This window comes from Streptococcus parasanguinis (genome assembly GCF_001073155.1).
Taxonomy (GTDB): Bacteria; Bacillota; Bacilli; order Lactobacillales; family Streptococcaceae; genus Streptococcus; species Streptococcus parasanguinis_D.
The window spans coordinates 38,687-60,174 of sequence record NZ_JVEE01000054.1; the positions used below are offsets into that span (position 1 = coordinate 38,687).

Genomic DNA, 21,488 nt, shown 5'->3' on the forward strand with positions numbered 1-21,488 from the left:
GAAAGAATGAAACCATCCATTTATAGTTTAACACGCCAAGATATGATTGATTGGGCGGAAGAGAACGGCGAAAAGAAATTCCGTGCAGCACAAATCTGGGAATGGCTCTATCGCAAACGCGTCCAGTCCTTCGAAGAAATGACCAACCTTTCTAAGGACTTGATTGCAAAGTTAAATGATCAATTCGTCGTCAACCCACTCAAGCAACGAATCGTGCAAGAGTCAGCAGACGGAACGGTTAAGTATCTTTTTGAATTGCCAGATGGCATGTTGATTGAAACCGTCTTGATGCGTCAGCACTATGGTTTATCTGTCTGTGTAACGACTCAAGTAGGATGCAATATCGGTTGTACCTTCTGTGCTTCTGGTTTGATCAAAAAACAACGCGATTTGAACAATGGGGAAATCGTGTCTCAAATCATGTTGGTTCAAAAATACTTTGACGAACGTGGCCAAGATGAACGGGTCAGCCATATCGTTGTCATGGGGATCGGAGAACCATTTGACAACTATAACAATGTCTTGAAATTTATCCGGACGGTCAACGATGACAAGGGATTAGCGATTGGTGCTCGCCATATTACAGTGTCAACTTCTGGTTTGGCTCATAAAATTCGTGACTTTGCAAATGAAGGTGTGCAGGTCAATTTGGCAGTGTCCCTTCATGCTCCAAACAATGACTTGCGCTCTAGCATCATGAAGATCAACCGGGCCTTTCCAATTGAAAAATTGTTTGCGGCGATTGAATACTATATTGAGACTACGAACCGTCGGGTGACCTTTGAGTACATCATGCTCAATGAAGTCAATGATGGAGTCGAGCAAGCCTTAGAGTTGGCAGAATTGCTCAAGAATATCAAGAAATTGTCTTATGTCAACTTGATTCCTTATAATCCTGTCAGTGAGCATGACCAATATAGCCGGAGTCCAAAAGAACGGGTCATGGCCTTCTATGATACCTTGAAAAAACAAGGTGTTAACTGTGTAGTGCGTCAAGAGCACGGTACAGATATTGATGCTGCCTGTGGCCAATTGCGTTCAAATACCATGAAACGGGACCGGGAGAAAGCGATTGTTGAACATGCGCAACCTTAAACAAGGGCTGATGGATCATACAGAACTAACAAAAAGAGGAAGAAGGCTGTTACGGAGTGGCAGCTTCTTCTATTTTATCCTCTTGTGTTTGATGTGTTTTTTGCCCCAACAGCCAGAGCCAGGTATGGAAACACCGGGTATTCAACATTTCGGTCGTATCGTCGTCCTGCTAGTTCCTCTTAATTCGGTGATGAATCTTGGCCAGATTACCAGTGTCCTCCAACTCATTAAGGTCATCCTCCAAAATATAGCCAATATCTTTTTGTTAAGCCCGCTGGTCTTTCAACTTCTCTGGCTATGGCCCTGGTTGAGGAGCCGCAAACGGGTCTTGTGCTTCGGCTTTGCGATGAGCTTGTGGATTGAATGCAGCCAAGTTCTGTTAGATCTCTTGTTTGATGCCAATCGTGTCTTTGAGCTAGATGATTTGTGGACCAATACCTTAGGGGCTTATCTGGCTTATATAGGCTTTCAGTATTTCAGAGCACGATTGCTAGCAAAAAATGGTGAAATGTAAAATCCGAACATTTTAACCACTTTTTAAAATTTTTGTTGACAAAATCAGAAGCGGGAGCTATAATAGCTTCAAGACATCAGAAAAGTAGAGATTTTTCTCACTTCCAGGGAGCTTGTGGTGATTGCGAACAAGCAGTGGTGAATCTTGAAATGGGCTGATGCGTTTATGATAATGAATTTGAAACAATAAAAATTCGGTGAGCACACCTTATCGTGCACCCTGTTGTTAGACAGGTCAGAGATGTAGGAGAAAAAATAGCTTCCTACAATTGAGGTGGCACCGCGGTATCGAATCGTCCTCACACAGATTTTTCTGTGTGAGGTTTTTTGTATCTCAAAGGAACCCAGTGAGACTGCAGCTCAAAGGGCCCGCGAGAGAAAAAGATCATAAACAGGATTGAAGATATAGAAAAGAGGACACAATCATGACAGAAACAAAAGGCTATTTCGGACAATTTGGTGGATCTTTCGTACCAGAACCCATTCAAAACTTGCTCAATCAATTAGAGGAAACTTTTGAACAATATAAAAATGATCCAGAATTTATCGCAGAATACAAACATTATTTGAAAGACTATTCTGGACGGGAAACACCGCTCTACTTTGCGGAAAGTTTGACGGAGCATTTAGGTGGGGCAAAAATTTATTTGAAGCGCGAAGACTTGAATCACCTAGGTTCACATAAATTGAATAACGTTTTGGGGCAAATCCTCTTGGCTAAACGCATGGGCAAAACGCGCGTGATTGCTGAAACAGGAGCCGGTCAACACGGTGTAGCTACAGCAGCTGCGGCAGCTAAGTTCGGTATGGCCTGTGATGTCTACATGGGGGCAGAAGACGTGGAACGCCAACGCTTGAATGTCTTCCGCATGGAAATGATGGGGGCAACCGTCCATGCGGTTGAAACCGGGACTAAGACCTTGAAAGACGCCGTTGATGCTGCGTTTGGAGCATGGATGGCGGATTTGGATGCCTTTTACGTATTAGGTTCTGCTGTTGGCCCTCACCCTTACCCAACCATTGTGCATGAATTCCAAAAGGTAATCAGTGAAGAGTCTAAACGTCAAATCTTGGAAAAAGAAGGTCGTTTGCCGGATTATGTGATTGCCTGTGTCGGTGGTGGCTCTAATGCCATTGGTGCCTTTTCTGAATATGTCGCAGAAGAGGAAGTCGGATTGATTGGGGTAGAAGCAGCTGGACATGGCTTGGACACCGATCAACACGCAGCGACCATGACCAAAGGGACTATCGGTGTGGTTGATGGTATGAAGACCTATGCAGTCTTTGGCGAAGATGGAAAAGTAGCGCCAGTGTACTCGATCTCTGCTGGTTTGGACTACCCAGGGGTTGGTCCAGAACATGCTTTCTTTAAAGATTCTGGTCGTGTCGAATATGTAGCAGCGACAGATGATGAAGCAGTAGAAGCTCTTCTTCTTCTCAGTAAGACAGAAGGGATCCTTCCAGCCATTGAAAGCTCACACGCGATTGCAGAAGCAGTTAAGCGTGCTCCAAAACTGGATAAAGACAAGATCATCATCATCAATGTTTCCGGACGTGGGGACAAGGACGTAGCTGCCATCGCTGATTATCTAGAAGCGAAGGCTACAAAATAAGAAGAACTTATCTGCAAAATATCGTATAAAGCAGTAAAGCGTGATAACTGAGAAAGAGACAGGGAACAAAGGGAATCCGGTCTCTTTCTTTTTTGAGAGCAAAGACGAGAATGCCTAAGATGGATGCGATCTGAATGAGAAAGAGAATCTTGGTAGAAGAAAAGCTTAGCGAAAAGGTAGCCAGTAAGAGAAAATCTCCTGCTCCCATTCCGATAAAGAAAAAGTGAGCTCCGATCGCAAGGAGTAAAAAGACCAGCATGAGGAGATTACCACCGGATAAAAAGAGGACCAGGGCATGGAGACAGCACCAGATGACCAAGGGGTATTCCATAAAGCGAAGGTCATAAATGGCTAAAACGGCAGCTCCCAGTAGTGTTAGAAGGTGAGGCAGAGAAAGAAAACCATTGGCACAGGCCAAAAAGAGCAGGCCACTCCAGACCTCAAAAAGGCAGTACCAAAATGGGTAGGTCTGATGACAATAGTGGCAGCGAAAACGATGGAGTAGTTGCGAGATAATGGGGATGAGATCCCAAACGCCAAGGACGTGCTGGCAGTGATCACAATGACTGCGAGGAGCGAGAATAGATTGGTTTGGGAAACGGTCGACAACTAGTCCCAAAAAAGAGGCGATGCAAGTACCGATGGTAAAAAAATAAAAGTTGATCATACTTATTTATTCGTAAAGCAATCGGAAAATTTCATCATTTGCTTGAAAATCTTGTAAAGCCTTTCTAAATTTGATACAATAATGAACATGAAAAACCTGTATGATGTTCAACAATTTTTAAAACGTTTTGGAATCATCATTTACGTAGGGAAGCGCCTCTATGACATCGAATTGATGAAAATTGAGCTTCAACGTCTTTATGATGCAGGCCTGATGGAGCGGCTCGATTATTTAGAAGCCGATACCGTTTTAAGAAGAGAACACAAGCAAGAATTAGAATTTTTGAAAAAGAGTGAGGTAGAGTGATGGGAAATATCATTGTTTGGTTGGCTATTTTAGGAGTATTTGGATGGATGGCGTTTAATTATTTCCGCATCCGTAAAGCTGCTAAATTTGTGGATAATGCGACTTTTGAAGAGTTGATTCGTAAAGGGCAGTTGATTGATTTGCGAGAGCCAGCTGAGTTTCATGCCAAGCATATTTTAGGAGCACGTAACATTCCTTCTACTCAGTTGAAGTTGAGTCTTGCAGCCTTGCGAAAAGATAAACCAATTTTGCTCTATGAAAATAGCCGTAGTTCGCGTGTAACCAATGCGGCTCTCTATCTTAAGAAACAGGGCTATACAGACATTTATGTCTTGTCTTATGGTCTCGATTCTTGGAATGGGAAAGTGAAAAAAGACGCTTAATAAAAAGAGCTCTAACTGCACAAAGTGTGTGGTTAGAGCTTTTTTATCTCGTTTTTTCAAGAAAATCTTTGACCCATATGAGCTCCACCTCATTCAAAGGCCGACTTTCTCCAGGAGCTAACTGAGGATCCAAGGTGAAGGGACCAAAAGATAAGCGTTTTAAGGTCATTACTTTGACTCCGATGGCTAAAAACATCTTTTTCACTTGGTGGTATTTTCCTTCTGAGATTCGGACCTGGGCCTTGCTGTAGCTGGGGTGGCTTTCTAGAATGGTCAAGGAGGCAGGCTTGCAGATAGGGCCGTCTGTGAATGGAATCCCATTCTGAAATTGCTCGATGTGGGCTGCATAGAGCGGACCATTGACTTCTACCTCATAGACCTTCTCCACATGGTATTGAGGATGGAGCAGTTGAAAGCCTAAGGGACCATTATCTGTGAGGAGGAGCAGACCACTGGTGTCGCGATCGAGGCGACCAAGAGGATAGAGGTCTGGGTACTCTTGCTGAGGATCCACTAGATCGATCACCGTTGGATGGTGGGCGTCTCTTTTGGCGGTCACGGCTCCGATTGGTTTATGGAGCATGTAGTAGTGGTGACGTGGTTCTTGAATGATTCGTTCCCCGATTTGAATCTGTTGGAGTCCAGGGTCGATGTTTTGGGATAACTTTTGAGCAGGTAGGTGATCAACCAAGATTTGCCTTCGGGCCAGAAGTTGTTTGATGTCTTTGCGAGCGTACTGATGGTCTGCCATCAATTGATCTAATCTCATGGAAGCCTCTTTTTCTGAAATTCTTATCATCAGTGTATCATGAAAAGAAAAGAAAAGGAAATCGAGTCGGAGAAAAGAAATGAAGATGAAAACATTTACAACTAGCTGAACTGTGTTTTTTAGATAGGACTGTGGTATAATTGTTCAGTTAGAAATATTATTTAAAATTTTATAGAGGAAATCATGACAAAATTAAGAGAAGATATTCGTAACGTTGCGATCATTGCCCACGTTGACCATGGTAAAACAACCTTGGTAGACGAATTGTTGAAACAATCGCACACCTTGGATGAACGTAAAGAATTGCAAGAACGTGCAATGGACTCAAACGATCTTGAAAAAGAGCGTGGGATCACGATCCTTGCTAAAAATACAGCCGTTGCTTATAACGGAACTCGAATCAATATCATGGACACACCAGGACACGCGGACTTCGGTGGAGAAGTGGAACGGATCATGAAAATGGTTGACGGGGTTGTATTGGTCGTTGATGCCTACGAAGGAACCATGCCTCAGACGCGTTTTGTATTGAAAAAAGCCTTGGAACAAGATCTTGTTCCAATCGTTGTAGTCAACAAAATCGATAAACCATCTGCTCGTCCAGAAGAAGTTGTAGATGAAGTTCTTGAACTGTTCATCGAATTAGGTGCGGATGATGACCAATTGGAATTCCCAGTTGTTTATGCATCTGCGATCAACGGAACCTCTTCACTTTCAGATGATCCAGCTGATCAAGAGCACACAATGGCACCGATCTTTGATACCATCATTGATCACATCCCAGCTCCAGTTGATAACTCAGATGAGCCTCTTCAATTCCAAGTATCCCTGCTTGATTACAACGACTTCGTTGGACGTATTGGTATCGGACGTGTCTTCCGTGGTACTGTAAAAGTTGGAGACCAAGTAACCCTTTCTAAATTGGATGGAACGACTAAGAACTTCCGTGTTACCAAACTCTTTGGTTTCTTTGGTTTGGAACGTCGTGAAATTCAAGAAGCCAAAGCTGGAGATTTGATCGCTATCTCTGGTATGGAAGATATCTTCGTTGGAGAAACGATCACACCGACAGACGCAGTTGAAGCTCTTCCAATCCTTCACATCGATGAACCAACGCTTCAAATGACCTTCTTGGTTAACAACTCACCATTTGCTGGTCGCGAAGGAAAATGGGTGACCTCTCGTAAAGTTGAAGAACGTTTGCAAGCGGAATTGCAAACAGACGTCTCTCTTCGTGTTGACCCGACTGACTCACCTGATAAATGGACAGTTTCAGGACGTGGGGAATTGCACTTGTCTATCTTGATCGAAACCATGCGTCGTGAAGGATACGAATTGCAAGTATCTCGTCCAGAAGTTATCATCAAGGAAATTGATGGTGTCAAATGTGAACCATTTGAGCGCGTGCAAATCGACACACCAGAAGAATATCAAGGATCTGTTATCCAAAGCCTTTCTGAACGTAAAGGTGAAATGTTGGATATGGTTGCAACTGGTAACGGTCAAACTCGTTTGGTCTTCCTTGTTCCAGCGCGTGGTTTGATTGGATACTCAACAGAGTTCTTGTCAATGACACGTGGTTACGGAATTATGAACCACACCTTTGATCAATACTTGCCAGTGATTCCAGGAGAAATCGGTGGACGTCACCGTGGTGCTCTTGTTTCAATCGATAACGGAAAAGCAACCACTTACTCTATTATGTCTATCGAAGAACGTGGTACGATCTTTGTCAATCCAGGTACAGAAGTTTACGAAGGAATGATCATCGGGGAAAACTCTCGTGAGAACGACTTGACCGTAAACATTACGAAAGCCAAACAAATGACCAACGTTCGTTCAGCTACTAAGGACCAAACAGCGGTTATCAAGACTCCTCGTATCTTGACCTTGGAAGAATCTCTTGAGTTCTTGAACGACGATGAGTACATGGAAGTAACGCCTGAATCTATCCGTTTGCGTAAACAAATCTTGAACAAAGCAGAACGCGAAAAAGCAAATAAAAAGAAAAAATCAGCAGCTGCTGAATAATACGGAAAGAAAGGAGAAACAAAATGGTCTATTTTATCTTAGGGATTTTGATTCTCCTTTTTTACCTTTTTATGACCCCAAAAAGTATTCGTGGTACCTTAAACAGTGTCACAATGGTGGTCTTGATCGTCTCCATTATCGTACTGACTTGTCTCGCCATTTTTCAGATATTCCAACTACCGTCTGAGTTTTTTGTCGGTGCCTTTCTCGCCTTTGTTGGCTACCTGGCTTTGGTGGATATTTCCAAAATGACGACCAAACAGAAAAAATAAACGCTGACGTGATTTTTAAAGCCCTTTGGGCTTTTTAATTTTGCTAAAAAAAGGTAAAATAGAGAGTGATAAAAATGGAGCGAAGAAATCATGAAATTTGTGAAACAATTTGAAAATAAAAAGGTTCTTGTATTAGGTTTGGCTAAGTCAGGCGAGTCAGCTGCCCGTTTGTTGGATCGCTTAGGAGCGATTGTGACCGTCAATGATGGCAAACCTTTTGAAGAAAATCCAGCAGCACAAAGTTTACTGGAAGAAGGGATTAAAGTTGTGACAGGAGGTCACCCTCTGGAATTGTTGGATGAAGACTTTGCAGTCATGGTCAAAAATCCAGGAATCCCTTATTCCAATCCAATGGTTGAAAAAGCGCTTGAAAAGGGCATTCCCGTCCTCACTGAAGTAGAATTGGCCTATCTGATTTCGGATGCGCCAATTATTGGGATTACAGGATCAAACGGAAAAACGACGACGACAACCATGATCGGGGAAGTCTTGACGGCTGCAGGCCAAGGTGGTTTATTGTCTGGGAATATCGGTTTTCCAGCTAGTCAAGTTGCACAAACAGCAACAGAAAAGGATGTTCTGGTCATGGAATTGTCTTCTTTCCAATTGATGGGAATTGAAGTCTTCCATCCAGAGATTGCAGTGATTACCAACCTCATGCCGACCCATATCGACTATCATGGTTCTTTTGAAAATTATGTAGCTGCCAAATGGAATCTTCAAAAGAATATGACAGAAAAAGATGTCATTGTCTTGAACTTCAACCAAGACCTGGCCAAGGAACTGGCTACAAAAACCAAGGCAAGGGTCCTTCCATTTTCAACGGTCGAAAAAGTGGATGGGGCTTATTTGGAAGATGGACTTCTCAAGTTTAAGGGAGAAGCTGTCATGCGTGCGGATGAACTGGGCGTTCCAGGAAGCCACAATGTAGAAAATGCCTTAGCAACGATTGCGGTCGCAAAAGTCCGTGGTGTGGAGAATGAGGTCATTAAAGAAACCTTGTCAGCCTTTGGAGGAGTGAAACACCGTCTTCAATATGTGGATGAAATTCAAGGTGTCAAATTCTACAATGATAGTAAATCGACCAATATTTTAGCAACACAAAAAGCCCTTTCTGGTTTTGATAACAGCAAGGTAATCTTGATTGCAGGGGGGCTCGATCGTGGCAATGAATTTGATGAATTGGTGCCTCACATTACTGGCTTAAAGGAAATGGTGATTCTAGGGGAATCAGCTCCTCGAGTGAAACGCGCAGCCGATAAAGCAGGCGTCCCTTATGTCGATGCGGCAGATGTAGCAGATGCTACAAAGAAAGCCTTTGACTTGGCTAGCCCTGGAGATGTTGTGCTACTAAGTCCTGCCAATGCTAGCTGGGATATGTATCCGAATTTTGAAGTGCGTGGGGATGAATTTCTTGCTACAGTAAAAGGGTTGAAATAAGATGAAAAAAATAATGTTTACTGGTGGGGGAACCGTGGGACATGTGACCCTTAATCTCCTCTTGATTCCAAAATTTATCGAAGATGGATGGGAAGTCCATTATATTGGGGACAAAAAAGGAATCGAATACCAAGAGATAAAAAAGTCTGGCTTAGACGTGCGCTTCCATTCAATTGCAACGGGGAAATTGCGCCGCTATTTCTCTTTCCAAAATATGATGGATGTGTTCAAGGTGGCTTGGGGAACGCTCCAGTCCATTGCAATCCTGCTTCGTGTGCGTCCACAAGTTCTCTTCTCAAAAGGGGGATTTGTCTCTGTGCCACCAGTGATCGCAGCTAGATTCACGCGTGTCCCTGTCTATATCCATGAGTCCGATCTCTCGATGGGATTGGCCAATAAAATTTCTTATAAATTCGCCACCAAGATGTACACAACTTTTGAGCAAGCACATGGTTTGACAAAGAGTGCGCATATCGGTGCAGTAACCAAGGTTACAGATCATATTCCGACAACTTCTGAAGAATTAGAAGAAAAAACAAAAGGTTTCCGAAAAGACTTGCCGACCCTTCTCTTTGTCGGAGGATCAGCCGGTGCGCGTGTCTTTAATGAATTTGTGACAGAGCACAAAGCAGAGCTCTTGCAGCACTACAATATCATCAATTTGACGGGCGATTTAACATTGAATCAGGCTGAGGGTGGCTTGTATCGAGTGGATTATGTAACCGATCAGTATTTGCCCATGCTCCAGAAGGCTGATTTAGTGGTGACTAGGGGTGGAGCCAATACCTTATTTGAACTCTTAGCCATGAACAAACTCCACCTGATCGTACCGCTAGGAAAAGAAGCCAGCCGTGGCGATCAGATTGAAAATGCCCAATATTTTGTGGATAAAGGTTATGCAGAGCAATTGCAGGAAGATCAATTAACGCTCGAAACCTTTAATGAAACCATTCAAGAAATGTTGAAGCAAAGCCAAGTCTACCACCAAGCAATGGAAAAATCGACAGAACTCCTTTCACTAGACGATTTTTATGGCCTGCTTCAAAAAGATATCAGTAAGGGAAAAGATGACGGACGACAATAAAAAAACGCCAACGGATGACAAAGTTACAGAATTGTCAGCCTGGCAAAAAAGAAACAAAGAATATTTAGAAAAAAAAGCGCTTGAAAAAGCGGAAGAAGCTGAGACAGAGAAAATTGAAAGCGAAGAAGCAAAAGAAGACGAAGACCTTTCAGAAAAAGAAACAGCTTCCGTCTCAGAGGAAGAATCTGAAGAAATAGAAGAGTCTGAAGAGGAAGATGAATCTGAGGCCGAAGAGGATCCAGATGCGGATGGAGAAAGTTCAGAAGGAGAAGAGGATGATCCGGCTGTAAAGGAGCTAAATCCTTCAGAGAAACAAGAGAAAAAGCCTTCATTTTTTAAAGGCTTAAAGACGAAAAAACCAAAGAAGGAACCGACGGTGGCAAAACGCCATATCTATCGTGCCCTTCCGGTTATCGGAATCAGCTTGATTGTCGCCCTTCTCTCAATCTACTTTTTAAGCCCCTTATCCACACAGAAAGTGATTGAATTTTCAGGGAACAAAGCGGTTGATCAGCAACTCTTGTATGAAAAAAGTCGCATCAAAGAGGAAGATTATACTCTGACGACCTTCCTTCATAAATCGGTCTATGAACAAAATATGAAAACGGCTAGTCCATGGATCAAAGAGGTTCACATGCATTATCAATTTCCTGTGACTTTTAAAGTCAATATCGTGGAACACAAAGTGGTTGCCTATTATGTGACCGGAGAAGACCACTATCCAGTATTGGAAAATGGAGAAGTAGTGGAGACAGTAACTCCAGCTTCGGAATTGCCGTCCTCCTATATTAGCTTAAAATTCTCAGATCGAGAATTGGTTAGACAATTTGTCCAAGAAATGAAGTCTATTTCTTCTTCCATTACTGATAAAATTGTTTCGGTTGATCTGACACCGAGTAAGGTCACCAAGGATCTGGTGACCATCACCATGAAAAACGATAATAAAATCTTGGTGCCTGTTTCCCAAATTACCCGCAAGCTTCCTTATTATAAGGCGATCAGTAAGCAATTAGACGATGATTCCACCATTGATATGGAGGCTGGAGTCTTCAGCTATAGTGAACAATCCATCGCAGATGCCAAAGAGCAAGCTGAAAAAGAAAAGGCTGAAAGTACAGAAAAGCAAGAAGAACATTCTGAGGAAGCAAGCCAAGGACAGAATCAAGAACAGAATCCAGAAGGAGAAAATTCTTCTGGGAATGAGTAAAGCCCATAAATTATCTCAAATAATTGAAGAAAAAATGTCCATTTTAGGCTTCTTTGTGATATAATGAAGTTTGGATAGTTCCAACTAAAAGGGCTATAAATAGATGTAAAGTGAAAACAAATAAAGAGAGAGGACTGGTGTAATGGCTAGAGACGGCTTTTTTACAGGTTTAGATATCGGTACTAGTTCAATAAAAGTATTGGTGGCAGAACATGTCAATGGAGAAATGAATGTAATTGGAGTCAGCAATGCAAAAAGTGCTGGCGTCAAAGATGGAATTATAGTAGATATCGAAGCTGCTTCAAATGCAATTAAAAATGCAATCAGCCAAGCTGAAGAAAAAGCAGGGATTTCAATCAATCTAGTCAATGTTGGGTTGCCTGCAAACTTACTACAAATCGAAGCAACTCAAGGAATGATTCCAGTCACAAGTGATTCGAAAGAAATCACAGATGCAGATGTTGAAAATGTTGTCAAATCTGCACTCACAAAAAGTATGACACCGGATCGTGAAGTAATCACCTTCATTCCTGAGGAATTCACAGTTGATGGTTTCCAAGGAATCCGCGATCCACGCGGAATGATGGGGATCCGACTTGAAATGCGTGGCCTTCTTTATACAGGACCTCGTACAATCTTGCACAATTTGCGTAAAACTGTTGAACGTGCAGGCTTACAAGTTGAAAACATCATCATTTCACCGCTTGCGATGATCAAAACAGTCTTGAATGAAGGCGAACGTGAATTCGGAGCAACGGTGATCGATATGGGTGGTGGCCAAACAACGGTGGCATCTGTTCGTAGCCAAGAACTTCAATTTACAAATATCTACCAAGAAGGTGGCGATTATGTTACCAAAGATATTTCTAAAGTATTGAAAACTTCTCAAAAATTGGCAGAAGGCTTGAAGTTCAACTATGGTGAAGCCTATGTGCCATCTGCTGGAAACGAAGTCTTCCATGTAGAAGTCATCGGTGAAGTAGAGCCAGTTGAAGTGACTGAGAAGTACTTGGCTGAAATCATTTCAGCACGTATCAAACACATCTTTGAGCAAATCAAGCAAGACCTTGAGAGAAGACATCTGTTGGATCTTCCTGGTGGAATTGTGATTATCGGTGGAGGAGCGATCCTTCCTGGTGTTGAGGAATTGGCTCAAGAAGTCTTTGGTGTAAATGTGAAATTGTTTGTTCCAAATCAAATTGGAATTCGCAATCCAGCTTTTGCCCATGTAATTAGCTTGTCTGAATATGCAGGCAATTTGACAGATGTGGATATTATTGCTCAAGCTGCGGTTCATGGAGACGAAGTCTTGCGTCAACAACCGATTCAATTTGATCGTCCAGTGCAACCACAAGTACAACCACAACCTGCTGCTCCAGCACAACCGGTAGTACCTGCATACAATGCTGAGAAGATTGAATCTCCAGTGGATGCTCGAGAAATTCCAGCAGCAAGCAATGATAGCAAACAAGAACCAAAAGCTACATTCACAGACCGAATGAAAAATTTGATCGGTAATATGTTTGATTAAGGAGTGTAAGTATTTATGACATTTTCATTTGACACAGCAGCGGCACAAGGTGCAGTAATTAAAGTAATCGGTGTCGGTGGCGGTGGCGGTAACGCCATCAATCGTATGATTGACGAAGGCGTTGCCGGTGTAGAATTCATCGCGGCTAATACAGATGTTCAAGCACTTTCAAGTGCAAAAGCTGAAACAGTTATCCAATTGGGTCCAAAATTGACTCGTGGATTGGGTGCTGGAGGTCAACCTGAAGTTGGTCGTAAGGCAGCTGAAGAAAGCGAAGAAGTGTTAACAGAAGCTTTGCAAGGTGCAGACATGGTCTTCATCACTGCAGGGATGGGTGGAGGATCTGGTACAGGTGCTGCACCAGTCATCGCTCGTATTGCCAAAGCTGTAGGTGCTTTGACAGTAGCCGTTGTGACTCGTCCATTCGGGTTTGAAGGTTCAAAACGTGGCAACTTCGCTATAGAAGGGATCAACGAACTTCGCGAACATGTAGATACATTGTTGATTATTTCTAATAACAACTTGCTTGAAATTGTAGACAAGAAGACACCGCTTCTTGAAGCTTTGAGTGAAGCAGATAACGTTCTTCGTCAAGGTGTTCAAGGGATCACTGACTTGATCACAAGTCCTGGATTGATCAACCTTGACTTTGCAGACGTGAAGACTGTTATGGAAAACAAAGGGAATGCCCTCATGGGTATTGGTGTTGGTAGCGGTGAAGAACGCGTTATCGAAGCGGCTCGTAAAGCCATTTACTCTCCACTTCTTGAAACTACAATTGATGGTGCAGAAGACGTGATCGTCAACGTAACAGGTGGTTTGGATATGACATTGATCGAAGCTGAAGAAGCTTCAGAAATTGTGAACCAAGCTGCAGGTCACGGAGTGAATATCTGGTTGGGTACATCTATTGATGAATCTCTTAAAGATGAAATCCGCGTGACGGTTGTTGCAACTGGTGTCCGTCAAGACAAGGTAGAACGCGTTAGCGGAATTGCTTCCTCACAACGTCCTTATAAAACAGGACCACGTGAACAACGCCCACAAGCTGCACCATTTGACCGTGAATTTGATTTGAAACAAGATGTTGAATTGCCAACAACTCCAAGTCGTCCAGCGGTAGAACCAAACCGTGGCTCAGCCTTTGGTGATTGGGATATTCGTCGTGAGAATATCGCCCGCCAAACTGAACCAACATCAACACATCAAGTTGATCGTTACGTAGATTCATCTTCAGATGATGATGAATTGGAAACACCACCATTCTTCCGGAATCGTTAATCATGAATCTGGTAGAGAATGCTGATCTTGTTCGGCAACAAGTAGAAACAGCAAGAAACAAAGCTAACCGTCAAGATCAAGTTAATGTGATAGCTATCACCAAGTATGTGGATGTTGCTACAACAGAAGCACTGGTGAAAACAGGTATCCAACATATCGGTGAAAATCGTGTCGATAAATTCCTAGAAAAGTATCAAGCTCTAAAAGAGTATGATCTCACTTGGCACTTGATTGGGAGCCTCCAACGGCGGAAAGTAAAAGATGTGATTAATCTCGTCGATTACTTTCATGCCTTGGATTCGGTGAAACTGGCTCAAGAAATTCAAAAGCGAGCAGAACACCCGATCAAGTGTTTCCTCCAAGTGAACATTTCTGGTGAAGAAAGTAAGCATGGATTTGCACCCGATGAACTGGATGATGTTTTAGCGGAAATCGCACAGCTGGACAAAATTGAAATTGTTGGTTTAATGACGATGGCTCCTTTTGAGGCTAGTCAAAAAGAGTTGCAGGATATTTTTTCAAAAACTCACCAACTTCAGAAACAACTAGAAAAGAAACAATTAAAAAATATGCCTTTTTCAGAACTAAGTATGGGTATGAGTCGTGACTTTGAAGTAGCCATTGCGAACGGAGCGACTTATGTTAGAATTGGGACATCATTTTTTAAATAGGAAAGAACTATGTCATTAAAAGATAAATTTAACAACTTTATTGACTACTTCACAGAAGACGGTGAAGAAGTAGAAGTTCGCGAGGCAAAAGCAGCTGGGGCGGAAACTCAACCAGTTCCACAGCCACAGCCGACTCCTCAAGTGACTTCTCCACGTCCACAGATTAGTCAAAGAGAACCAGTAAAACCAAAACCGACTCCTGTCGCACATGTTACGACTCCAGTGTCTACAGCGGCAGTGAAGGAACCTGTTCCAACAACGAAAAATACATCTGAAAATATTACTCGCTTGCATGAACGTCAACGTGAATTGGCTGCTAATCGTGCGAATACAGATGAAAAGATTACCATTGATGTACGCTATCCCCGCAAATACGAGGAAGCGACTGAAATTGTTGATCTATTACTATCTAATGAGAGTATCTTGATTGACTTCCAATATATGACAGAAGTACAAGCACGTCGTTGTTTAGATTATTTGGATGGGGCTCGTTATGTTTTAGCAGGAAATCTTCGTCGTGTTGCAAGTACCATGTACTTGTTGACTCCAATTAATGTAGTCGTTAACATTGAAGATATCCGCCTTCCAAATGATGTGGAAGTGACAGAATTTGACTATGATATGAAACGTAATCGTTAAGATGATTATCTTTCAATACTTATCAAATATCATTCAAATCTATTCCATCATTCTTGTCATCTATGCCTTACTATCTTGGTTCCCTGGGGCACCTCAGAGTACCGCCTAGTTGAACCATTTTTGAGCCTTTTTAGAAAGTTACCATTGCAGTTTGGGGGCTTGGATTTTACAGTTCTAGTAGCACTTTTGGTCTTGAACTTGATGAATCAGTTATTAGCCCGCTTGTTCCTATTTTTGATTGGATAGAATATGATGGGACAGACAGAGATTTATCAACATTTCAATCGCGAAGATCACGAATTCATTGATCGCTGTATTGAATTGTCTGAAAGAGTGGTGGAACGCTATTCTGTTGAGGTGACGGGTTTTTTAAACCCTCATCAGGTCACTATTTTACGAAATGTTGCGGCAAGCTACCAATTACAGGTCTTTGCTTCCAGTGATGAGCAGAAAATGGAGTATGCCAAGGTTATTGTTGCTCCGGATTATTACCAATTGGATCCAAGTGACTTTGATCTGGCCCTATTGGAAATGGTCTATGCTTCAAAATTTCATCACTTGACCCATTCCCAGGTACTGGGGACCATTGTTCACCAATTGGGTGTGGAGCGCAAGTCCTTTGGAGATATTCTGACGAGTGATGGAAAGATCCAAGTATTTGTTGAACAGCGTTTTGTTCCCTATTTCATGGATCACATCCAGAAAATTTCTCGGGTACCTGTTAAGCTGAGGGAAGTTCCTCTATCTGAACAAATGATCATAGAGGAAGAAAGCCAGCAGCGAGATATTCTCGTGTCGAGTTATCGGTTAGACAAGGTGATTGCTGGGACCTTCAAGCTTTCGCGCTCACAAGCTAGTCAGTTGATTAGTTCTGGTCTAGTGAAAGTTAACTATGCGACTACTTCCAATGTTAGCTATGCTGTAGGTCTGAATGATTTAGTTAGTGTCCGACGCTTTGGGCGTCTTAAAATTGTTTCTGAAAATGGTATTTCAAAGAGTGGAAAATATAAAGTAACTGTTGAAGTACTCTTAAGTAAAAAATGAGGAGGAGTTATGGCTCTTACTGCTTTAGAAATTAAAGATAAAACTTTTGGCGTTAAATTTAGAGGGTATGATGCGAACGAAGTAGAAGAATTTCTAGATATCGTTGTTCGCGATTATGAAGATCTTGTTCGTTTAAATCATGATCAAGAAGCAAAAATTCAAGCTCTTGAAGAACGCTTAAACTATTTTGATGAAATGAAAGATTCATTGAGTCAATCTGTTTTGATTGCACAAGATACTGCGGAACGTGTGAAACAAGCCGCTAACGAACGTTCTGAAAATATTGTTCGTCAAGCTGAACAAGATGCACAACACTTAGTAGATGAAGCAAAACAAAAAGCAAATGAAATCCTTCGTCATGCAACGGATAATGCCAAGAAGGTTGCCGTTGAAACAGAGGAATTGAAGAACAAGACACGCGTCTTCCATCAACGTTTGAAATCAACAATCGAAAGCCAATTGAGCATTATCGATACACCTGAATGGGATGAAATTCTTCGTCCAACAGCTATGTACATTCAAACAAGTGATGAAGCTTTCCGTGAAATTGTGGAGAAAGCTTTGGGTGAATCAGTTCACCATCATCATGCAGAAGATGATAACATTGATTTGACTCGTCAATTCTCTCCAGCTGAAATCGAAGAATTGCAAAAACGCATCGAAGCTGCTAATTTAGAATTGGGTGCAACACAAGCGTTTGAAGGTTTGAATGAAAAAGTTCAATCCGCTTTAGAAGAAGCAGAGCACGCTCGTCATGAAAATGAAGAAGTTGTTGCGGTTGAAGAAACTGTTCAACCTGAAGATGATGTAAGACGTGAATCTGTCAATATTTTATAATTTTGTAAAAACAGGTCCATTAATGATAGGTCTAGCGAGCAGATGATGGTGGAAGATCTGCACTCCCTCTTAATGGATGATCCTTTTACAGTATTCGTTCTGAACCTTTGAGTAAGAACGGACGTTTCCCTCGTTACGGGATGAGAGGAGAAGGTCGCTTGCGACTTCTCGAACAAAGGTGGTACCACGAGCAATCGTCCTTTTTAGGATGCTCGTGTTTTTTTATAGCTTTTAAATCAATAAGGAGACACAATGAAACTTAAAGAAACATTGAATCTTGGGAAAACAGCCTTTCCAATGCGGGCTGGTCTTCCAACGAAAGAGCCCGTTTGGCAAAAGGAATGGGAAGATGCAAAACTCTATCAACGCCGTCAAGTGTTGAATGAAGGGAAACCGCATTTTACCCTTCATGATGGCCCTCCCTATGCCAACGGAAACATTCACGTAGGACATGCTATGAACAAGATTTCAAAAGATATCATTGTTCGTTCTAAGTCTATGTCAGGTTTTTATGCACCGTACATCCCAGGTTGGGATACCCATGGTTTGCCAATTGAGCAAGTCTTGGCTAAACAAGGTGTGAAACGTAAAGAAATGGACTTGGTTGAGTATCTGAAACTCTGCCGTGAATACGCTCTTTCTCAAGTAGATAAACAACGCGAAGACTTTAAACGCTTGGGTGTTTCAGGTGATTGGGATCATCCTTATGTAACCTTGACGCCTGACTATGAAGCAGCGCAAATCCGCGTCTTTGGTGAGATGGCTAACAAGGGCTATATCTACCGTGGAGCTAAGCCAGTTTACTGGTCTTGGTCTTCTGAATCAGCCCTTGCTGAAGCGGAAATTGAATACCATGATTTGGTTTCTACTTCCCTTTACTATGCCAACAAGGTTAAAGATGGTAAGGGTGTCCTAGATACAGACACTTACATCGTTGTCTGGACAACAACTCCATTTACTATCACTGCTTCTCGTGGTTTGACTGTTGGTGCAGATATTGATTATGTATTGGTGCAACCAGCCGGTGAAACTCGTAAATTTGTTGTCGCTTCAGAATTGTTGAACAGCTTATCTGAGAAATTCGGTTGGGCTGATGTTCAAGTTTTGGCGACTTATCGCGGTTCAGAATTGAACCAAATCGTGACAGAGCACCCATGGGACACTGCTGTAGATGAGCTCGTTATTCTTGGTGACCACGTTACAACAGATTCTGGTACAGGTATCGTCCATACAGCCCCTGGTTTTGGTGAGGACGACTACAATGTCGGTGTTGCCAATAGTTTGGAAGTCTTTGTTACGGTTAACGAACGCGGTATTATGATGGAGAATGCTGGTCCTGATTTTGCAGGTCAGTTCTACGACAAGGTTGTACCAACTGTTATTGAGAAACTTGGAGATTTGCTTCTTGCTCAAGAAGAAATCTCTCACTCCTACCCATTTGACTGGCGGACGAAAAAACCAATCATCTGGCGTGCAGTTCCACAGTGGTTCGCTTCTGTATCAAAATTCCGTCAAGATATCTTGGACGAAATTGAAAAAGTGAAATTCCACTCAGAATGGGGGAAAGTGCGTCTTTATAACATGATTCGTGACCGTGGTGACTGGGTCATCTCTCGTCAACGTGCCTGGGGTGTGCCCCTTCCAATCTTCTATGCAGAAGACGGAACACCAATCATGACAGCTGAAACCATCGAACATGTAGCTCAACTCTTTGAAGAGCATGGTTCGATCATTTGGTGGCAGCGTGAAACGAAAGACCTCTTGCCAGAAGGATTTACGCATCCAGGTTCACCGAATGGCGAATTTACAAAAGAAACAGATATCATGGACGTCTGGTTTGACTCAGGTTCATCATGGAATGGGGTTGTGGTTAATCGTCCAGAACTCAAATACCCAGCTGATCTTTACCTTGAAGGTTCAGACCAATACCGTGGTTGGTTCAACTCATCTCTTATCACATCTGTGGCGAACCATGGTGTTGCACCATACAAACAAATCTTATCTCAAGGTTTCGCTTTGGATGGTAAAGGTGAGAAGATGTCTAAATCTCTTGGAAATACCATTGCTCCAAGTGATGTTGAAAAGCAATTTGGTGCTGAAATCTTGCGTCTCTGGGTAACCAGTGTAGACTCAAGTAATGACGTGCGTATCTCAATGGATATCTTGAGCCAAGTTTCTGAAACTTACCGCAAGATCCGCAACACTCTTCGTTTCTTGATTGCTAACACATCTGACTTTAACCCAGCTGAGGATGCCGTGGCTTACGAAGAACTACGTTCAGTTGATAAGTACATGACTATCCGCTTTAACCAACTTGTTAAGACCATTCGTGATGCTTATGCAGACTTCGAATTCTTGACAATCTATAAAGCCCTAGTGAACTTTATCAACGTTGATTTGTCTGCCTTCTACCTTGACTTTGCCAAAGATGTTGTTTACATCGAAGGAGCTAAGTCACTTGAACGCCGTCAAATGCAAACGGTCTTCTATGACATCCTTGTGAAAATCACCAAACTTTTGACACCAATCCTTCCTCACACTGCGGAAGAAATCTGGTCATATCTTGAGTTTGAAGCCGAAGATTTTGTTCAATTGTCAGAATTACCAGAAGCTCAGACTTTTGCCAACCAAGAGGAAATCTTGGATACCTGGTCAGCCTTCATGGACTTCCGTGGTCAAGCTCAAAAGGCCTTGGAAGAAGCACGGAATGAAAAAGTGATTGGTAAATCACTTGAAGCTCACTTGACAGTTTATCCAAACGAAGTCGCGAAAACACTTCTTGGAGCTGTTGATAGCAATGTTGCTCAACTCTTGATTGTTTCTGAATTGACTATCGCAGAAGGCTCAGCGCCAGAAGGTGCAGTGACCTTTGAAGATGTAGCCTTCACAGTTGAACGTGCAGCTGGTGAAGTTTGTGACCGTTGCCGTCGCATCGATCCAACAACGGCTGAACGTCACTACCACGCAACCATCTGTGATCACTGTGCAAGCATCGTCGAAGAGAACTTTGCGGACGCAGTCGCAGAAGGATTTGAAGCTAAATAAAAGCCATTATAAGAAGTTCCATAAAGGAACTTCTTTTTTAATGGCTAGAATGGTGTAGAGATTCATCCATTAAGGAAATAAAAAAAGTAAGGCAAATTGGCCTTACTTTGTAATTGGAAAGGAAATTTCAATTAGTTTATCGGAGTAGAGGGTTTTAATAGTGGATTGGTCAATGATTTGAAGATCAATCTTACGTTTTAAAAAGAACTCACGAATTTTTTCTACTTCAGTTTCACGAATAGCTCGGTGTTTGTTACTGATCAATAATTCATAGTGTGTTGGGGCCTGTGTAAAAACAACATCGGTATTGCCCGCAGAATAAACCTCGACAAGCAAGGCGTCAGTGCTGGCAAGTTGGCTTTTGACCAGTGCAGCATGACTATTTGTGGTATTAATGAGCTTCATATGAGTTCCTCCTAACCTCTATCTTCATTTATTATAGCACTTTTTTATTTTTTGTGAAAGAATTCCTTTATTTTTTGTGGGTATTTTTCCACTGTTCAATGCCCCATTTGTGACTGCCACGTTTAAGTTTTTCAATAGCTTCATCTACAGGAAACCAAGCAAGATTGTTAAAATCTTCCAGTGGTTTTTGAGCCTCTGTATAGTCTACCACTTCATAAATATAGGCAGGATTGTAGTAGTAGGTGTCGCGATGACTGGAATAGAAATACTCATCTGCTTGGCCATAGTATTGCCCTAAAACAGCGGTAAAGCCTAATTCTTCGATCAGTTCCCGTTTCAGAGCTTGCAAGTGATCTTCACCTGCCTCGATTTCCCCGCCAGGTAAGAACCAAGCCCCATTTGGAGCTTGAACGAGGATGATCTGATCCTTGTCCTTATTGGGAATAACAGCGTAGACACCATAGCGATTGACGTAGGTCACGTCTTGTTTCTTATCACCAAAACTAGGAATGGTCATGCTTTTCTCTTTTCTTATTTTTTTATCATTATAACATATTTTTTAGCAAAAATCTGGAGGAAAAAAGAAAGAGAGTGGGACAAAAGTCCTAGCCTCTCAATTATTTTTGGATTGTCGAGCAAGACGCAGTGGTTGAGT

General features: G+C 42.3%; 21 protein-coding genes, 1 pseudogene and 1 other annotated feature. Of the genes and pseudogenes, 18 read left to right on the forward strand and 4 right to left on the reverse strand.

What is annotated here, in order from left to right; translation table 11 throughout:
* The first annotated feature begins 6 nt into the window (after positions 1-6).
* The 3 genes from rlmN (at position 7) to trpB (ending at position 3,221) form a co-directional block, all read left to right on the forward strand.
* Entirely contained in the window at positions 7-1,095 is a 1,089-nt protein-coding gene (gene rlmN, locus ADH92_RS10230) for a dual-specificity RNA methyltransferase RlmN (RefSeq protein WP_003005918.1), read from the forward strand.
* The gene (locus ADH92_RS10235) at positions 1,082-1,609 is read left to right on the forward strand and encodes a VanZ family protein (RefSeq protein WP_049498348.1); all 528 of its coding nucleotides are present in this window, start codon (positions 1,082-1,084) and stop codon (positions 1,607-1,609) included. Before rlmN ends, ADH92_RS10235 begins: the two co-directional genes overlap by 14 nt.
* A gap of 67 nt (positions 1,610-1,676) precedes the next feature.
* Positions 1,677-1,912, forward strand: a binding site (T-box leader).
* A 121-nt stretch (positions 1,913-2,033) separates the two neighbouring features.
* On the forward strand, positions 2,034-3,221 hold the full coding sequence (gene trpB, locus ADH92_RS10240; protein ID WP_049498349.1) for a tryptophan synthase subunit beta: 1,188 nt from the start codon (positions 2,034-2,036) through the stop codon (positions 3,219-3,221).
* Positions 3,222-3,228: 7 nt separating this feature from the next.
* On the opposite strand, the gene ADH92_RS10245 is transcribed toward trpB, so the two are convergent.
* Complete coding sequence (locus tag ADH92_RS10245; protein ID WP_049498350.1) at positions 3,229-3,888, reverse strand: prepilin peptidase; 660 nt, start codon at positions 3,886-3,888, stop codon at positions 3,229-3,231.
* An 87-nt stretch (positions 3,889-3,975) separates the two neighbouring features.
* On the opposite strand from ADH92_RS10245, the gene ADH92_RS10250 reads away from it, so the two are divergent.
* Together ADH92_RS10250 and ADH92_RS10255 are read left to right on the forward strand one after the other, a co-directional pair.
* The gene (locus ADH92_RS10250) at positions 3,976-4,194 is read left to right on the forward strand and encodes a YqgQ family protein (protein ID WP_003017930.1); all 219 of its coding nucleotides are present in this window, start codon (positions 3,976-3,978) and stop codon (positions 4,192-4,194) included.
* Positions 4,194-4,577, forward strand: a complete 384-nt coding sequence (locus ADH92_RS10255) for a rhodanese-like domain-containing protein (RefSeq protein WP_049498352.1) — start codon at positions 4,194-4,196, stop codon at positions 4,575-4,577. Before ADH92_RS10250 ends, ADH92_RS10255 begins: the two co-directional genes overlap by 1 nt.
* A gap of 43 nt (positions 4,578-4,620) precedes the next feature.
* Here the strand turns inward: ADH92_RS10255 and ADH92_RS10260 are convergent, their stop codons facing one another.
* Positions 4,621-5,346, reverse strand: a complete 726-nt coding sequence (locus tag ADH92_RS10260; protein ID WP_049498353.1) for a 16S rRNA pseudouridine(516) synthase — start codon at positions 5,344-5,346, stop codon at positions 4,621-4,623.
* Between the two features lie 183 nt (positions 5,347-5,529).
* On the opposite strand from ADH92_RS10260, the gene typA reads away from it, so the two are divergent.
* The 13 genes and pseudogenes from typA to ileS all read left to right on the forward strand — a co-directional run bounded on the left by typA (position 5,530) and on the right by ileS (position 20,428).
* Positions 5,530-7,377, forward strand: coding sequence for a translational GTPase TypA (gene typA, locus ADH92_RS10265; RefSeq protein WP_045759162.1), 1,848 nt, complete (start codon positions 5,530-5,532; stop codon positions 7,375-7,377).
* Between the two features lie 23 nt (positions 7,378-7,400).
* Positions 7,401-7,649 (forward strand): DUF3165 family protein, encoded by a 249-nt coding sequence (locus tag ADH92_RS10270; RefSeq protein WP_004219693.1) that lies wholly within the window; start codon positions 7,401-7,403, stop codon positions 7,647-7,649.
* 90 nt (positions 7,650-7,739) lie between these two features.
* Positions 7,740-9,089, forward strand: coding sequence for a UDP-N-acetylmuramoyl-L-alanine--D-glutamate ligase (gene murD, locus ADH92_RS10275; RefSeq protein ID WP_049498355.1), 1,350 nt, complete (start codon positions 7,740-7,742; stop codon positions 9,087-9,089).
* 1 nt (position 9,090) lies between these two features.
* Positions 9,091-10,173 carry a UDP-N-acetylglucosamine--N-acetylmuramyl-(pentapeptide) pyrophosphoryl-undecaprenol N-acetylglucosamine transferase gene (locus tag ADH92_RS10280; RefSeq protein ID WP_049498356.1) on the forward strand — a complete coding sequence of 361 codons (1,083 nt, stop codon included), beginning with the start codon at positions 9,091-9,093 and terminating at the stop codon, positions 10,171-10,173.
* A complete protein-coding gene (locus tag ADH92_RS10285) occupies positions 10,157-11,380 on the forward strand; it encodes a cell division protein FtsQ/DivIB (protein WP_049498358.1) in 1,224 nt (407 codons plus the stop codon). The genes ADH92_RS10280 and ADH92_RS10285 overlap by 17 nt, the downstream gene beginning before the upstream one ends.
* Positions 11,381-11,522: 142 nt before the next feature.
* Positions 11,523-12,911, forward strand: coding sequence for a cell division protein FtsA (gene ftsA, locus ADH92_RS10290; RefSeq protein WP_049498360.1), 1,389 nt, complete (start codon positions 11,523-11,525; stop codon positions 12,909-12,911).
* A gap of 15 nt (positions 12,912-12,926) precedes the next feature.
* Positions 12,927-14,192: a cell division protein FtsZ gene (gene ftsZ / locus ADH92_RS10295; protein WP_049498361.1), complete on the forward strand. Its 1,266-nt coding sequence runs from the start codon at positions 12,927-12,929 to the stop codon at positions 14,190-14,192.
* Between the two features lie 2 nt (positions 14,193-14,194).
* Positions 14,195-14,863, forward strand: a complete 669-nt coding sequence (locus ADH92_RS10300) for a YggS family pyridoxal phosphate-dependent enzyme (RefSeq protein ID WP_049498363.1) — start codon at positions 14,195-14,197, stop codon at positions 14,861-14,863.
* 9 nt (positions 14,864-14,872) lie between these two features.
* A complete protein-coding gene (locus ADH92_RS10305) occupies positions 14,873-15,502 on the forward strand; it encodes a cell division protein SepF (protein ID WP_049498364.1) in 630 nt (209 codons plus the stop codon).
* A gap of 1 nt (position 15,503) precedes the next feature.
* Positions 15,504-15,748 (forward strand): annotated as a pseudogene (locus ADH92_RS10740) (YggT family protein).
* A 6-nt stretch (positions 15,749-15,754) separates the two neighbouring features.
* Positions 15,755-16,546: a YlmH family RNA-binding protein gene (locus ADH92_RS10310; RefSeq protein ID WP_080979003.1), complete on the forward strand. Its 792-nt coding sequence runs from the start codon at positions 15,755-15,757 to the stop codon at positions 16,544-16,546.
* A gap of 9 nt (positions 16,547-16,555) precedes the next feature.
* Positions 16,556-17,383 carry a DivIVA domain-containing protein gene (locus tag ADH92_RS10315; RefSeq protein WP_049498368.1) on the forward strand — a complete coding sequence of 276 codons (828 nt, stop codon included), beginning with the start codon at positions 16,556-16,558 and terminating at the stop codon, positions 17,381-17,383.
* A 252-nt stretch (positions 17,384-17,635) separates the two neighbouring features.
* Positions 17,636-20,428, forward strand: a complete 2,793-nt coding sequence (gene ileS / locus ADH92_RS10320; RefSeq protein WP_049498370.1) for an isoleucine--tRNA ligase — start codon at positions 17,636-17,638, stop codon at positions 20,426-20,428.
* 102 nt (positions 20,429-20,530) lie between these two features.
* Here ileS and ADH92_RS10325 read toward each other — a convergent pair whose 3' ends face one another.
* The gene (locus ADH92_RS10325; protein ID WP_049498372.1) at positions 20,531-20,833 is read right to left on the reverse strand and encodes a DUF1827 family protein; all 303 of its coding nucleotides are present in this window, start codon (positions 20,831-20,833) and stop codon (positions 20,531-20,533) included.
* Between the two features lie 67 nt (positions 20,834-20,900).
* Complete coding sequence (locus ADH92_RS10330) at positions 20,901-21,350, reverse strand: NUDIX hydrolase (RefSeq protein ID WP_049498374.1); 450 nt, start codon at positions 21,348-21,350, stop codon at positions 20,901-20,903.
* Between the last annotated feature and the right edge of the window lie 138 nt (positions 21,351-21,488).

Coding starts and splice junctions, on each gene's coding strand:
- rlmN (WP_003005918.1), top strand. CDS start 7: ATGAAACCATCCATTTATAGTTTAACACGCCAAGATATGATTGATTGG.
- ADH92_RS10235 (WP_049498348.1), top strand. CDS start 1,082: ATGCGCAACCTTAAACAAGGGCTGATGGATCATACAGAACTAACAAAA.
- trpB (WP_049498349.1), top strand. CDS start 2,034: ATGACAGAAACAAAAGGCTATTTCGGACAATTTGGTGGATCTTTCGTA.
- ADH92_RS10245 (WP_049498350.1), bottom strand. CDS start 3,888: ATGATCAACTTTTATTTTTTTACCATCGGTACTTGCATCGCCTCTTTT.
- ADH92_RS10250 (WP_003017930.1), top strand. CDS start 3,976: ATGAAAAACCTGTATGATGTTCAACAATTTTTAAAACGTTTTGGAATC.
- ADH92_RS10255 (WP_049498352.1), top strand. CDS start 4,194: ATGGGAAATATCATTGTTTGGTTGGCTATTTTAGGAGTATTTGGATGG.
- ADH92_RS10260 (WP_049498353.1), bottom strand. CDS start 5,346: ATGAGATTAGATCAATTGATGGCAGACCATCAGTACGCTCGCAAAGAC.
- typA (WP_045759162.1), top strand. CDS start 5,530: ATGACAAAATTAAGAGAAGATATTCGTAACGTTGCGATCATTGCCCAC.
- ADH92_RS10270 (WP_004219693.1), top strand. CDS start 7,401: ATGGTCTATTTTATCTTAGGGATTTTGATTCTCCTTTTTTACCTTTTT.
- murD (WP_049498355.1), top strand. CDS start 7,740: ATGAAATTTGTGAAACAATTTGAAAATAAAAAGGTTCTTGTATTAGGT.
- ADH92_RS10280 (WP_049498356.1), top strand. CDS start 9,091: ATGAAAAAAATAATGTTTACTGGTGGGGGAACCGTGGGACATGTGACC.
- ADH92_RS10285 (WP_049498358.1), top strand. CDS start 10,157: ATGACGGACGACAATAAAAAAACGCCAACGGATGACAAAGTTACAGAA.
- ftsA (WP_049498360.1), top strand. CDS start 11,523: ATGGCTAGAGACGGCTTTTTTACAGGTTTAGATATCGGTACTAGTTCA.
- ftsZ (WP_049498361.1), top strand. CDS start 12,927: ATGACATTTTCATTTGACACAGCAGCGGCACAAGGTGCAGTAATTAAA.
- ADH92_RS10300 (WP_049498363.1), top strand. CDS start 14,195: ATGAATCTGGTAGAGAATGCTGATCTTGTTCGGCAACAAGTAGAAACA.
- ADH92_RS10305 (WP_049498364.1), top strand. CDS start 14,873: ATGTCATTAAAAGATAAATTTAACAACTTTATTGACTACTTCACAGAA.
- ADH92_RS10310 (WP_080979003.1), top strand. CDS start 15,755: ATGGGACAGACAGAGATTTATCAACATTTCAATCGCGAAGATCACGAA.
- ADH92_RS10315 (WP_049498368.1), top strand. CDS start 16,556: ATGGCTCTTACTGCTTTAGAAATTAAAGATAAAACTTTTGGCGTTAAA.
- ileS (WP_049498370.1), top strand. CDS start 17,636: ATGAAACTTAAAGAAACATTGAATCTTGGGAAAACAGCCTTTCCAATG.
- ADH92_RS10325 (WP_049498372.1), bottom strand. CDS start 20,833: ATGAAGCTCATTAATACCACAAATAGTCATGCTGCACTGGTCAAAAGC.
- ADH92_RS10330 (WP_049498374.1), bottom strand. CDS start 21,350: ATGACCATTCCTAGTTTTGGTGATAAGAAACAAGACGTGACCTACGTC.